The following is a 12,866-nucleotide window of genomic DNA, read 5'->3' as shown; positions in this document are numbered from 1 at the left end:
GTGAGTACGGCTTCGCGCCTTCCCCAACTGGCCGGCCGCCTGGTATCGAGGCTGCCCCGTACCGTGGACGCCCGGGTCCGCCGCCTGGCCGTGGCTTCGCTGATCGGCCAGACCCTGCTGGTGGTGACAGGCGGGGCTGTCAGGCTGACCGCTTCCGGCCTTGGCTGCCCTACGTGGCCACGCTGCACGGATACCTCGCTGGTCAATACCCCGGAAATGGGCATCCACGGGTTCATTGAGTTCGGCAACCGGCTCCTTACCTTTGCCCTGGCCGCCGTCGCCGCCCTCATGCTCATGTACCTGTGGAACCTGCGTAAGGAACGCAGGGACCTCTTCCTCCTGGCCCTCGGCCTTCTGGCCAGCATTCCCGCCCAGGCGGTCATCGGCGGCATCACCGTCCTTACCAACCTCAACCCCTGGGTGGTGGGCTTGCACTTCCTGGTGTCCATGGCACTGGTGGTGTTCGCCACTCTGCTCGTGAACCGTGCCTTCGGCAGGACCGGCAGGTTCATGGCCTCCCGCCACCGTGCCCTGCCGGGAATCATGCGCCCGGTGACAGCCGCCGTCGCACTCTTTTCCGCACTCGCCGTGATGCTGGGCGTGGTGGTGACCGGCGCCGGCCCGCACGCCGGGGATGCAGACGCTCCACGTAACGGCCTGGACTGGGACCTGTTCTCCCACATCCACGCGGTTCCGGCTTACCTCATCACCGCAGGCACTGTTGTGGCCCTGGCTTTGGTGTTTATGCGTAGGATCACTGGCCCCTTCCGCCAAGCGGTGCTGGGGCTCCTGGGGGTCACTGTTCTCCAGGCTGTCATAGGTTTCACCCAGTACTACAACGGCATTCCCGCGCTGCTCGTGGCCGCCCACATGCTGGGAGCCGCACTGCTCATGGCCGCGGCCACCAACGCCTGGGACATCGCCCGTTCCAGTCCCGTGGAGTAAGTCCAGCCTGGTGGATACCCGCCCACAGCACGAAGCGCCCCGGTTCCGCGAACCGGGGCGCTTTCTGCATCTGGCGGCGGTGGCTTCGGTTCATGCCCTACCGGAGCCACCGGCCCCGGGTCACCGTAGGGAAGCGGCGCTTGCCGGCTCCGCTGCCCGTGCCGCGTCCAGGTGCTCGATCCCGGACGTCGTCACCAGCAGTACCCGCGCCGTCGCGATGTCGTAGAAGAGGCCGGTCGCCTGCACTGTGCCCTGGGCAAGGGCCGGACCAACCACGGGGTGGGTTTCCAGCTTGGCAAGCTGCACGGCAACGTTGACCATTGCCAGCTGGTCCACTGCGCCGTAGCCTGCTGCGGCCGCCGCCACCGCCACGGGATGGCCAGCCTCCAGTTCCCCGTAGCTCGGCCGCGCATGGTCCAGCCAGGAGTCAAACCCGGCACCAAGGGAGCTGTTCGCTGTTCCGGCGGCGTCCTCGATGACCGCCTTCATCGCCCCGCAGTTCGAATGGCCGCAGATCACGATCGAGTCCACATCCAGGGCCTTGACGGCGAAGGACAGGGCGGAATCAATGGAGCGGTCCTGCCCGTCGTGGCACACCACGTTGCCAATGTTCCGCAGCGTCAGGAGGTCACCCGGTCCGCTGCTGGTGATCAGGTTGGGGTTCACCCGCGAGTCCACACATGCCACGAAAAGCGTGTCGGGGTTCTGGCCGCCCGCCAGGTCCTGCACCATGGGCCGGACCTTGTCAGCAAAACGGCGGTGGTACTTATTGACCCCCATCAGGATCGAACGCCGGGGCTCCCTTCCCCCGTCCTGGTGGGTTTCCCCGGCCTGCCAGGAGTTCCGGGGCGGCAGCGGAAGTTCGCTCGCTTCCTGGCGCTTGGGGACCTGGTGGGCCGCATCGCGGAAGAGGCTGTTTCCGTGCTCCTCCACCAGGACGGTCCCGCCGGCGGCCTCGTACTGCCTGCGCCAGGCAATCACTGCTTCACGGAAGGCATGGTCAAGGTAGTCTGCGGTCAGTTCCAGCACCACGTCTTTGCCCTCCGGCACGGAATGCAGCACCCGGTTCAGCCGCGGCAAGGCAAAGAAGCTGCACGATCCGGTAATGGTGATGCGCCACAGGACCGACGGCGGCAGAGGCTGGTGTGCGTTGACGGACGCCCGCAACACCCGCCACAGCACGCTGGCCGCTGCCAGTGCCAGGCCGATAAGGACGCCTTCGAGCAGATTGAGGAAGACCACGCAGAGCAGGGTGACGGCATAAATCAGCAGGTCCCCGGTGCGGAGGCTGGTGCGGATATCGGCCACCTTGATCAGCCGGGCACCGATCACCACGAGCAGCCCGGCCAGGACCGCCAGTGGGATCAGCTGGATGAGGCCGGCAAAGAGCGCCGAGAAGGTCAGGACCCAGACACCGTGCAGGACGGCGGAGGCGCGGGTGGAAGCACCTGCCTCCACGTTCGTGGCGCTGCGCACGATGACGCCTGTCACCGGAAGTCCGCCCAGCGAACCGGAGACGATGTTGGCAGCTCCCTGGCCCATGAGCTCCCGGTTCAGGTTGGTGCGCGGACCGTTCTGCATCTTGTCGACGGCGACGGCGGACAAGAGCGATTCGATACTGGCGATCAACGCCATGGACAGCACGGCGAACGCTGCGGCGCGCCAGTTGCCGTCGGGCAGTTGCGGAAGGGCCACGGCGTCAAAAATCGATCCGGTGAACGAGATACGCTCAACGGAGGGGGCGAACGCCACGGACAGGGCGGTGCCCGCCACGACGGCGGCAAGCGGCCCCGGAATCCGGCGCACCGCTGGTGGCAGGTGTTTCCAGACCAGCAGGATTGCCACCACGGCGAGCCCGAGCAGCGCTGCATGGAGTTCAAGGTTTGTGAAGGCGCCCGGAAGGCCGGTCAGGTTCTCGAGGGCGGAACCGGCCGGCTGGGAGCCGAGAAGGACGTGGATCTGTTGCAGGATGATGGTGATCCCGATTCCGGCCAGCATCGCCTTCACAACGACTGGCGAGACAGCCAGAGCCGCCCTGCCCACCCGGCTGATACCCAGCAGCAGCTGGACAACGCCGGCAGCGGCCGTGATGGCGCACGTCACCTGCCAGCCAAATTCCTGGACCAGGCTGGCCACAATGACTGTCAATCCGGCGGCGGGACCGCTCACCTGGAGGGGTGAACCTCCCAGGCTCCCAGCCACAATGCCGCCCACTGCGGCAGCAATAAGACCGGCCATGATTGGTGCGCCAGAGGCAGCGGCGATGCCCAGGCTGAGCGGCAGGGCTACGAGGAACACCACCAGCGACGCCGGAACATCCGTGCGGAGGTGTTTGAGGAAGTGCGGGGTCCGGGATCTGTTTGTGCTTGCGGAGGGCTTAGCTGCTGGCGGACGGTGACTCGGAGCGGTTGTCGGATCGAATGCCTGTGCCATGGATTTCCTTTGCTTGCGGGCAGGATCCATTCCAGAGTATGCAGGCGGTCACGATCAGTGACATAAAACGTGATCGATATGACAAAAGTCGTCACGCCGCTGTCCGCCGAGGGCCGGCGCATCATGTGGCTGATTCTGCCCAAGAATTGCACTTGCCCTATCAAGAACCATGGGAAGTCTTGATCCGGCGGGAGCATGCTGATTCAGCAGCACACCGACGGGACCAAACCGCTCCGCCGGCGCAAAACGCAACAAGCGATATTCGTGGAGCAGAAGAGCTATGAAGCACACACCAGCGCTGGGAGCAATGTCCGCCGTCGTCGGCAGCACCACTGAACGCCCGGCGGCCTGACATGAAACGCAGGGCAGAGCGCCAGGCCCCCGGCAGGCCGGCATGCACGGGCACGGACGTCAAAGCGCCGGGCGGACTCAATTGCCCCGCCGGGACATGGACTCCATCCGCTACCCCACAGGCATGGAACTCCGGTAACTGCATTCAAGACGGCGAGCAGCTCTGGCCCGACTGCCGCGACTGAAAGCCGGAGCACCGCACTCCTTCTTGGCGGAAACTGTATAGCTGTTATACAGTTTTGCTATGTCGATCAATGAAGCGGTGACAGTTGCCGACGCCGTCCGTACACGGCTGGAACGGAGCCTGCTCGCGGGCGACTATCCGGCGGGAGCACAGGTCAAGGACAGCCACGTGGCCGAAAAGCTGGGCGTGGCGAGGCCCACTGCCCGGGTCGCGGTACAGGGCCTCATCGCCGACGGCTTCCTGGAACGTGAAACCGGACGGAGCGCAAGGGTCCGCCGCTTCTCCGCCCAGGATGTCGCCGACATCTTCCGCGTGCGCCGACTCATCGAATTTGAGGCGGTCCGCTCGGTCTGCCAAGGCGCCGATACGGAGCCAATCCGGAAATCCCTGGCGAGGTTTTCAGAGGTCAGGGATGAACAGGACTGGGAAACTGCGGCACAAGCTGACATGGGCTTTCATACAGCAGTCGTGTCTGCTGCGGGCTCGCCGCGGCTCAGCAGGCTCTTTCAGACGATCTCCACAGAGATCCGCCTCCTGATGGCACTTCTTCGCCCCCGGTACCTCGAGGTATCCACGCTGCACGATGAACATACTGTGCTTCTGAATGCCCTGATCGCAGGCATTCCGGAAGACGCCTTGGAGCTTTGGGCGGCCCACCTTGACGACGCAGAAGCGTTCCTGAGCACCGGGATTACGGAAGAACCCTCCAGGGCGCACTAAGCCGGCTTTCCGATCCACCAACACCGTTCCATGAAACCCCAGTGGAAAGCGCACCATGCATTCAACGTTCACCGCCCCGGAACCTGCACCGGTCCTGGAAAGGCTTCTGGCCGCGGGTGTGCCCGTGGAGGCCTCCGGCCACCGGCTGGCCGCATACTCCTACGATGCGTCCAACTACCGGATCCCGCCTGTCGGTGTTGTGTTTCCGCGCAGCGTCGATGACGTCGTCGCCGCCATGGCGGTGTGCCGGGAAACGAAAACTGCCCTGATAAGCCGGGGCGGAGGTACGTCCATGGCTGGGAACGCCATCGGCCCGGGGATCGTGCTGGACTTCTCGCGGAACATGAACCGGATCATAACCATCGATGAAACGAACGGAACGGCAGACGTCGAAGCCGGCGTGGTGCTTGCCCGGCTCACCCGCGAAACTGAACGCGCGACGGGCGGGAGCCTCACTTTCGCCCCCGACCCGTCCTCAAAAAACCGTGCCACCATCGGTGGCGCCATCGGCAATGACGCGTGCGGCAACCATTCGGTCCGCTATGGAAGGACTTCCGACCACGTCCACGAGATCGACGTCGTCACCTCCGATGGAGCCCTCCTCACCGCATCAGAAACCGGCATCAGGGCCACCCATCCGTCCGACGGTTACTCCGTATCGCGCGCGTTCCAGCTGGGCGAAGACCTGAAAAAGCTCGCCCAGGACAACCTGGCTGCTTTCCGTCGTGAGCTTGGCCGCATCCAGCGCCAGGTTTCCGGCTACCACCTCGCCAATCTGCTGCCGGAGAACGGCCTGAATATTGCCAGGGCGCTGGTTGGCACCGAAGGAACCTGCGCCGTCGTCGTCCGCGCCCGCATGAAACTGGTCCCCAAGGCATCCAGTGCACTGCTGGTTTGCCTCGGCTATGCCGACGTAGTCGATGCTGCCAGGGACATCGAGACCATCCTTGACTTCTCGCCGGCAGCGGTCGAAGGCATCGATGAGGCCATTGTGGATACCATGCGGCTGCGCCGCGGAGACGATTCCGTCCTGGGGCTTCCCCGGGGCAAGGCCTTCCTGTACGTCGACCTCGACGGCGACGACCCGGACGAAGTGGCCCGCCAAGCCGACCTGCTGCTGGAACGGCTCGCTGCGAACGGCCGCCTGGTCGATGGCTGTGCCGTTCCGGATCCTGTTGAACGGGCCACATTGTGGCGGGTCAGGGAAGACGGCGCAGGCCTGTCGTCGAGGCCTGCCAGCGGCGGCGAATCCCAGGCCGGCTGGGAGGACTCCGCCGTTGCCCCGCAGAACCTTGCAGCCTACCTGGCCGACTTCCGGGCTCTCCTGGACGAGTATGAGCTGACTGGGATCATGTATGGACACTTCGGGGCGGGATGCATGCATATCCGCATCACCTACGACCTGCGCACGGAAGAAGGCCGCAGCGTGTTTCGCAAGTTCACGCAGGCCGCCGCTGAGCTGGTTGTCCGCCACGGAGGCTCCTTGTCCGGAGAGCACGGTGACGGACGTGCCCGCTCAGCACTGCTTCCGCACATGTATTCCCCCGGTATGCTCGCAGCCTTCGAGGAATACCGCAGGCTATGGGATGGGGCAGGGATCCTGAATCCGGGGTCGATCATCGAGCCGGATCCGTTTGACGCCAACCTGGCGCTTGAGGGGGTTCCCGAACGCGAGTGGAGAACGCACTTCGAGCTCCGTCCCGTCGAGGCTGCCGCGGCCGGAGCCGATCCCTGGGTGCATGCTGTCCAGGCTTGCATCGGCGTCGGTCGGTGCCGTTCGGACTCCGGCGGGGTCATGTGCCCGAGCTTCAGAGCCACAGGCGACGAGAAGGACTCGACACGAGGACGGTCCAGGGCGCTCCAGGACATGGTCCGGGGTGCCCGGACCATCGACGAAGGCTGGAAGTCAAAAGATGTCCGCGAGGCGCTGGACCTGTGCCTGGCATGCAAGGCCTGTTCCAACGACTGTCCCGCAGGCGTGGACATGGCCAGCTATAAATCGGAGTTCTTCTCGCATTACTACGAGGGCAAGCTCCGGCCGATGTCGCACTTCTCGCTCGGGTGGCTGCCCAGGTGGCTGAAGCTCACGTCCCGCATCAGCCCGTTGGTCAATGCCGTCCTGGCCAGCCCGCTTGGAAAGGTGGTGTCTGCGGCCGGCGGCCTCACTACGCAGCGGGCCATGCCCGCGTTCGCCTCCGGGAAGATGCTCCGCGAAGCGCTCGCAGCATTCGCAAAGACCCCGGCAGCCGCGGACACGGTGCTCTTCGTCGACTCCTTCACGAAGGGTTTCCGGCCAGAGGTGGCCGGAGCCGCGGCACGGGTTATCGAAGGCACCGGACGGCAGGTCTCCTGCGAAACGGATGCCTGCTGCGGCCTGACCTGGATCTCAACGGGCCAGCTGGACGCTGCCAGGAAGGTGTTGGGCAGGACTGTGGCCAAGCTCGACGACGGCAGCGACGCACCCATCGTTGTCATCGAGCCCAGCTGTGCCGCAGCGCTGAAAAAGGACGGTCCCGAGCTTCTCGGCACCGAAGCCGCCGAACGCGTTTCACGCCGGATCCAGAGTTTCGCCGCAGCCGTGAAGCAATGGGTGGATGACGGCTGGCGACCCCAGGCTGTGCCATCCGCGGTAACGGTCCAGACCCATTGCCACGAGTACTCGACGTTTGGAGCGACAGTACAGAGGAAAGCATTGGCGGCCCTCGGAGTAGCTGATGTCGCGGAGGCAACAGGCTGTTGCGGCGTGGCGGGGAATTTCGGCTTCGAAGCCAGCCACTACGACGTCTCCATGAGGGTGGCTCAACAGGCACTGGTTCCTGCCCTTGAAAGCACTTCGGCAGACACGCCTGTCCTTGCCGACGGCTTCAGCTGTGCAATGCAGGTCAAGCAATTGGAACCCGAACGCAAGAGCCTTCACCTCGCCGAACTCCTTGACCCCCGGAACACCGTCCCCGGGAACACTTAGGAAACTGAATCAACCCCCATGACCATCACCGAACTCACCCTGTTTGCCACCGTCATTGAGCATGCCACTACCGAAAGAGAGAACCAATGAGCCTCACAACCAACGTCGCTGCGCCGCTGATTGCGGCAGACCCGGACAGCCTCCGCCACGCCGATGCCGTCATCCAGTCCATCAACCTGCCCGCCGAAGGCATCACTGTCCAGGACCCTGCCACGGCCGAGACCATAGCCCATGTCCCCGACGCTGATGTCGAGGCTGCACTGGAAGCTGTTGGGAAGGCCGACGCGGCAGGAGCTGACTGGTCAAACAGCACTCTTCGTCAGCGCGCCGACGTGCTGCACGCCTGGTACGACAAGCTCGTTGCCCACACCGAGGATCTGGCCCACCTGATTTCGCGTGAGATGGGCAAGCCGCTCGCAGAGGCCCGCGGCGAGGTCAAGTACGGCACCGACTTCGTCCGCTGGTACGCCGAAGAGGCGGTGCGCCCGGTAGGGAACTTCCGGGAAACGCCGGACGGAGGCGCGAGCCTCCTGACCCGCCGCTCCCCCGTGGGCTTGGCCGTGCTGATTACGCCCTGGAACTTCCCCCTGGCCATGGCGACCCGAAAAATTGCACCGGCACTGGCAGCAGGCTGCCCAGTCGTCATCAAGCCTGCGACCCTCACTCCCCTGACGACGTACTTCGCGGTACAGCTCGCCGTTGAGGCAGGGGTTCCTGAAGAACTGATCCAGGTCATCACTACATCAAAGTCAGGAGCATTCAGCGAAGCAGTCCTGCTTGACCCAAGGGTCCGGAAAGTTTCGTTCACCGGGTCAACGCCGGTGGGCCGCCAGCTCCTGGAGCTTGCCTCCCGGAATGTGCTCCGCAGCTCGATGGAGCTCGGGGGAAATGCACCACTTATCGTCTTCAACGACGCCGATCTTCAGCGGGCGGTGGATGGAACGTTTGCGGCGAAGCTGCGCAATGGCGGTCAGTCCTGCATTGGAGCCAACCGCATCTACGTCCAGGACGGGATTGCCGATGACTTCGTGTCCGCGCTCACCGAACGCTTCTCCCAGGTCGCCGTCGGAAGTGGCCTCGGAAAGCAGACTGCACTGGGGGCATTGATCGACGATCGGGCAGTAGCCCAAATGCAGGCGTACACCGAGAATGCCGTGAAGCTGGGCGCCACACTGCTGACAGGCGGCCACGGCTACGACTCGGCCGGCCATTTCTTTGCCCCGACCGTCCTGGACCGGGTCACGGAAGATACCGATGTTGCCCAGTCCGAGATCTTTGGCCCCATCGCGGCGATTCAGCGGTTTAGTTCAGAAGCGGAGGCAGTCAGCCGGGCCAACGCGACAGAATTCGGCCTGGCCGGCTATGTATTCACCGAGAACCTCGACCGCGCCCTTAACGTCGCCGATCGTCTCCAGACAGGAATCGTGGGCATCAACCAAGGCGTACCGTCCAATGCTGCCGCGCCCTTCGGCGGCATCAAGCAGTCAGGCCTCGGACGGGAGGGAAGCGCCGAAGGCCTCGAAGAATACGAAAACATCCGCTTCTACAACGTGGCTCGACGCCCGACTGCCTAGTACCCGCTCGCCAGTACACCATCGTTGAGACCGGCGCCTGTAAGGGCGCCGGTCTCACACATAAGTAGTGGGCGTCCACACGGGGCGAGAAAGGCAATTGAGATGCCACAAGATCGTCGTTCACCTGCATGCAGGGCGTGGGTGTGATGCTCATCCTGATCGTCATCGCGGCGGCCGGCATTGTGACCAGCGCAGTGCTTTCCTGCGGGTTCAACGGCCTCCGGGTAAAAACAGACAGCAAGGAAAAGTCCAGCATGCCGCTGTTGCAGGTCGCTGCCGGAATCGTTGCCCTGGGCTCGATCGTTCTGGTTACCCACGTTCACCTGGGTGCGTTGTGATGACTAAAGCCGCATACACTGCGCCCGCGGGTCCGAGCTCAACGACGCCAAGCCCATCTCTTGCCGAAGCCCCGTCTCCACAAGGGCCGGAGATGCTGTTCCACGACCCGCTCCCCCATTACACCCCGCGGGCCGCCGCGATAGGCGCTGTTTCGCGCGACCTTAAACTCCTTGCCCTCAGCAAAGGAAGCACAGCGGGTTAGTGTCCTGGCCCTTGTCTGTCAGGATCATTGCTGCCCGGGCTGGCGGGGTGCGGCCAGGACCTGGTGGGCGTGGTTGTCCAGGAGCCTGGCGGGCCGGAAGTCATCGAAAAGCGCCTCAGGTTCATCAAATACCTCAGCTGCGACTGCCGGTCCCAGGAACGGGGCCAGGGTCACGCCGCTATGGGTGGCGACGAGGTAAAGCCAGGGCCTGGATGGGGCGGTGCCGATAATACTGTGCCCGTCAGCCGGCATGGCTCGGACTCCGACATGGAGTTCGGTGATGCGGGCATTTCTTGTGTTCTTCAGGATCTCCTGGAGCCGGCTGGTGAACTCGCGCGCCAAATCAGAACTGGTTGCAGGGACGTCCTCAACTGCGGCGGTCGAGTCAAGATCGAGCGCCTGCAACAGCAAGCGCCCGCCGCCCGCGGGGCGGACGTTTAGCATTGGGCTGGTCAGAACCCGGTCTATGGCTACCGGCAGGGGGTTCGTAACGGCAAGAGACCCTACTGTCACATCGCCCGGTTCCTGGTATTCCGCGATAACCGGGCCCAGTCCTGCGGCTGCGGTGATGTCATTCGTCCACCGTCCTACGGCACTGATTACTTTGTCCACGAGAAAGCAGTCGGAGTTGCTGAGGATGACATTCACGCCCTCAGTAGTCTCGGCAAATGATTCAACAGCCGCTCCGACCCGGAGACGAACACCCAAGTGCTCGGCACGCCGGAGTTGGTGACGTATGTAAAGGGCCGGATAGCAGTGTGCTTCTGCCGGGAAGTACGCTACGGCGGCGCAGTCCTCCGGAATGATCAGGTCCGGGATGAGCTCGCTGGCAGTTGAGCTGCTGATGGCTGTGGCTCCATACCCCAACTGGCCCAACCGTTCTAATCGGCGCTGGAGTCTATTGGCGTGCTCGGGCTTCGTTGCGAATTCGACGTGACCATTGGGCCTGAACCAGTCCGCGCCGCTCCCGGCAAGCCGGTGGTGCGCCTCCAGGCCGGCGCGGTTCAGTTCGTAGTAACCGATGGGTTCCTTGCCATTGGAATTGACCCATGCATAAGAGATGGCGGAAGTCCCGGAGCCCGGGGCGTTCTTATCAATCAGCGTTACATCAGCCCCGCGTGCAGCTGCCTCGGCGGCTATGGACACGCCAATAATCCCTGCTCCGAGGACGGCTATTTTCATTGACAGTTCCTTAGGGGTGGTGCGGTTCCCGATAGCGCAATGCCCCTGGTTATGAGCGGGCTGCGGAGAGCTTGGCGACCTGGGCGGGTTGAAGGGGCCGCGTCGCGTGGCCTTGGAGGAGGAAGAAGAGTCGTGCTGTTTCTTCTACTTCCTCAACCGCGTCAACAGCTTGTGCGAGGGAAGGCGCGGAAACGATAGGTCCGTGGTTCGCCAGCAGCAGGCCCCGGGTAGATTCTGCGGTTTTCTCGGCAGCCTCGGCCAAGCCCTGGTCGCCGGGCGCGAAATATGGCAACCGGACCAGCCGTCCGACCCGCATCACGAAGTAGGCGGTCAGGGGCGGCAAAACGTCATCATCGTCCAGGCCGTCCAGGCATGAAAGCGCAGTGGCGTAGGTGGAATGCAAATGGACTGCGGCACGGTCCTGTGGCCTCGCCCGGTACATGGCCAGGTGCAGGAATGCCTCTTTGGAGGGCCGGGCTCCGGACAGGTGTTCCCCGGTGTCGGCGACCATTGCCAGATCGTCTGTTGTGAGTTCAGCCAGGGAGGCGTTGGTGGGGGTGACCAGCATTCCACCTCGGACACGCAGGCTGAGGTTTCCGGATGTTCCCCTGGTTAGTCCTCTTTGGTGCAGGGACCTGGCCAGTCGGACAAGCTCATTGCGGCTGTCCAGGTCGCTCACCGGTTGTGGTCCCATGCATCAAGAAAGAGTTCCGGCTTCCCGAGGTTTCCTGACTTGAGCAGGATGGAGAGCTTGGGGTCGGTTTCCGTTTTCAGCCATGGGACGCCGGGAGAGACTTCCTTGCCAACATGGGCTGTGGTGATGCCCAGCCTGCGGACTACAGCTCCGGAGGTTTCGCCTCCGGCAACGATAAGTTGCCGGCACCCCAGGCCGACGAGCCCTTCGGCGATGGTGGAGAGGCTATCTTCGGTTATTGCCGCGGCCCGGGCCTGGCCAAGTTGCCTTTGCGCCCTCGAGACTTCCGGTGGCGAGGCCGTGGAATGGATCAGGATCGGGCCGTCCGCGAGATTTTCCCGCGCGAACAGCAGCGCTTCGGCAACGACGTCGCGTCCTTCGGCAATGGCGATCGGGTCGACCAGGAAAGAGGGACGGAACTGGCGGAACGTGTCGATCTGGACATTCGTCATCTCCGAGCAGCTGCCGGCGACGACCGCAGCCGGGCCCGCTGGCCGGGCCGCACGCTCCCATTCGGGCTGGGCCTGAAACCCGCGGGCAGCCGCCAGTCCTCCGACCAGGCCTGATCCGCCGGTAACGAGCGGGTGGTCGATCAGTGCAGCGCCCAGGACTGCCAGGTGGCGGTCACTGAGTGTGTCGGCTACTGCGTACCCGGTACCTTGTCCGCTCAGGGCCTGGAGCTTGGATTGAACTGCGAGGGCGCCGGCTTCGATGACGCTGTAGCCGATGTGGCCCACGAGGTTCTTGGTCTGGGCCTGGAGCAGCCGCGGCACGCTCGAATCGGTCATCGGGGTCAGCGGGTGGTGGCGCATGGATGATTCCTGCAGCAGGTCCGCGCCTGCGAACAGCACACCGTTGTACACAGTCCGGCGCAGTGCAGGAGTACCGGGGGCGACGACTGTGATCTGGCCTGCCGCGAACTCATTGCGCAGGGCGTCGGCTACTGGGCCGATGTTGCCTTCCGGGGTGGAGTCGAAAGTGGAGCAGTATTTGAAGTAGAGCTGCTGGACGCCGCGGGATTTGAGGCCCCGTGCGGCCGCCAGGGACTCTTCTACAGCCTCTGCGGCAGGCACGCTGCGGGTTTTCAGGGAAACAACTATGCAGTCAACGTCGTTCAGCTGCATCGACGGATCCGGGACGCCGAAGGTCTGCAGTACCCGCATCCCGGCCCCCACCAAGGTGCCGGCCACGTCGGAGCCACCTGTGAAGTCATCGGCGATGACTCCCAGCCATGGGGCATTCGCTGTCATATGAGTGTTCGGCATAGTCAGTCCTTC

The 12,866-nt window shown here is 64.0% G+C and carries 9 protein-coding genes; 5 read left to right on the top strand and 4 right to left on the bottom strand.

The window, feature by feature from the left end; genetic code table 11:
- The gene (locus AC5RUU_RS08050) at positions 1–945 is read left to right on the top strand and encodes a COX15/CtaA family protein (protein ID WP_493974683.1); all 945 of its coding nucleotides are present in this window, start codon (positions 1–3) and stop codon (positions 943–945) included.
- A 120-nt stretch (positions 946–1,065) separates the two neighbouring features.
- Here the strand turns inward: AC5RUU_RS08050 and AC5RUU_RS08045 are convergent, their stop codons facing one another.
- Positions 1,066–3,378: a SulP family inorganic anion transporter gene (locus tag AC5RUU_RS08045; RefSeq protein WP_493974682.1), complete on the bottom strand. Its 2,313-nt coding sequence runs from the start codon at positions 3,376–3,378 to the stop codon at positions 1,066–1,068.
- A gap of 595 nt (positions 3,379–3,973) precedes the next feature.
- On the opposite strand from AC5RUU_RS08045, the gene AC5RUU_RS08040 reads away from it, so the two are divergent.
- The 4 genes from AC5RUU_RS08040 (at position 3,974) to AC5RUU_RS08025 (ending at position 9,510) form a co-directional block, all read left to right on the top strand.
- Positions 3,974–4,633 carry a GntR family transcriptional regulator gene (locus AC5RUU_RS08040; protein ID WP_493974681.1) on the top strand — a complete coding sequence of 220 codons (660 nt, stop codon included), beginning with the start codon at positions 3,974–3,976 and terminating at the stop codon, positions 4,631–4,633.
- Between the two features lie 55 nt (positions 4,634–4,688).
- Positions 4,689–7,598, top strand: a complete 2,910-nt coding sequence (locus AC5RUU_RS08035; protein WP_493974680.1) for an FAD-binding and (Fe-S)-binding domain-containing protein — start codon at positions 4,689–4,691, stop codon at positions 7,596–7,598.
- An 86-nt stretch (positions 7,599–7,684) separates the two neighbouring features.
- Entirely contained in the window at positions 7,685–9,172 is a 1,488-nt protein-coding gene (locus tag AC5RUU_RS08030; protein WP_493974679.1) for an NAD-dependent succinate-semialdehyde dehydrogenase, read from the top strand.
- Positions 9,173–9,315: 143 nt separating this feature from the next.
- Positions 9,316–9,510: a hypothetical protein gene (locus tag AC5RUU_RS08025; protein ID WP_493974678.1), complete on the top strand. Its 195-nt coding sequence runs from the start codon at positions 9,316–9,318 to the stop codon at positions 9,508–9,510.
- 227 nt (positions 9,511–9,737) lie between these two features.
- Here the strand turns inward: AC5RUU_RS08025 and AC5RUU_RS08020 are convergent, their stop codons facing one another.
- The 3 genes from AC5RUU_RS08020 to otnK are packed head-to-tail and all read right to left on the bottom strand — an operon-like array spanning position 9,738 to position 12,854.
- Positions 9,738–10,895: an NAD(P)/FAD-dependent oxidoreductase gene (locus AC5RUU_RS08020; RefSeq protein ID WP_493974677.1), complete on the bottom strand. Its 1,158-nt coding sequence runs from the start codon at positions 10,893–10,895 to the stop codon at positions 9,738–9,740.
- Positions 10,896–10,944: 49 nt separating this feature from the next.
- Positions 10,945–11,589, bottom strand: a complete 645-nt coding sequence (otnC, locus tag AC5RUU_RS08015; RefSeq protein ID WP_493974676.1) for a 3-oxo-tetronate 4-phosphate decarboxylase — start codon at positions 11,587–11,589, stop codon at positions 10,945–10,947.
- Complete coding sequence (gene otnK, locus AC5RUU_RS08010; RefSeq protein WP_493974675.1) at positions 11,571–12,854, bottom strand: 3-oxo-tetronate kinase; 1,284 nt, start codon at positions 12,852–12,854, stop codon at positions 11,571–11,573. Before otnK ends, otnC begins: the two co-directional genes overlap by 19 nt.
- Positions 12,855–12,866 lie beyond the last annotated feature (12 nt).

Source organism: Arthrobacter sp. K4-10C, from assembly GCF_059090085.1.
The sequence above is the reverse complement of the archived record's forward strand: the minus strand, read 5'-3'. Positions and strand labels throughout refer to the sequence as shown.

Bases quoted from the DNA above. Each gene is read 5' to 3' on its own strand.
- AC5RUU_RS08020 (WP_493974677.1), bottom strand. From the start codon at position 10,895: ATGAAAATAGCCGTCCTCGGAGCAGGGATTATTGGCGTGTCCATAGCC.
- otnK (WP_493974675.1), bottom strand. From the start codon at position 12,854: ATGCCGAACACTCATATGACAGCGAATGCCCCATGGCTGGGAGTCATC.
- AC5RUU_RS08035 (WP_493974680.1), top strand. From the start codon at position 4,689: ATGCATTCAACGTTCACCGCCCCGGAACCTGCACCGGTCCTGGAAAGG.
- AC5RUU_RS08040 (WP_493974681.1), top strand. From the start codon at position 3,974: ATGTCGATCAATGAAGCGGTGACAGTTGCCGACGCCGTCCGTACACGG.
- AC5RUU_RS08045 (WP_493974682.1), bottom strand. From the start codon at position 3,378: ATGGCACAGGCATTCGATCCGACAACCGCTCCGAGTCACCGTCCGCCA.
- AC5RUU_RS08030 (WP_493974679.1), top strand. From the start codon at position 7,685: ATGAGCCTCACAACCAACGTCGCTGCGCCGCTGATTGCGGCAGACCCG.
- otnC (WP_493974676.1), bottom strand. From the start codon at position 11,589: ATGGGACCACAACCGGTGAGCGACCTGGACAGCCGCAATGAGCTTGTC.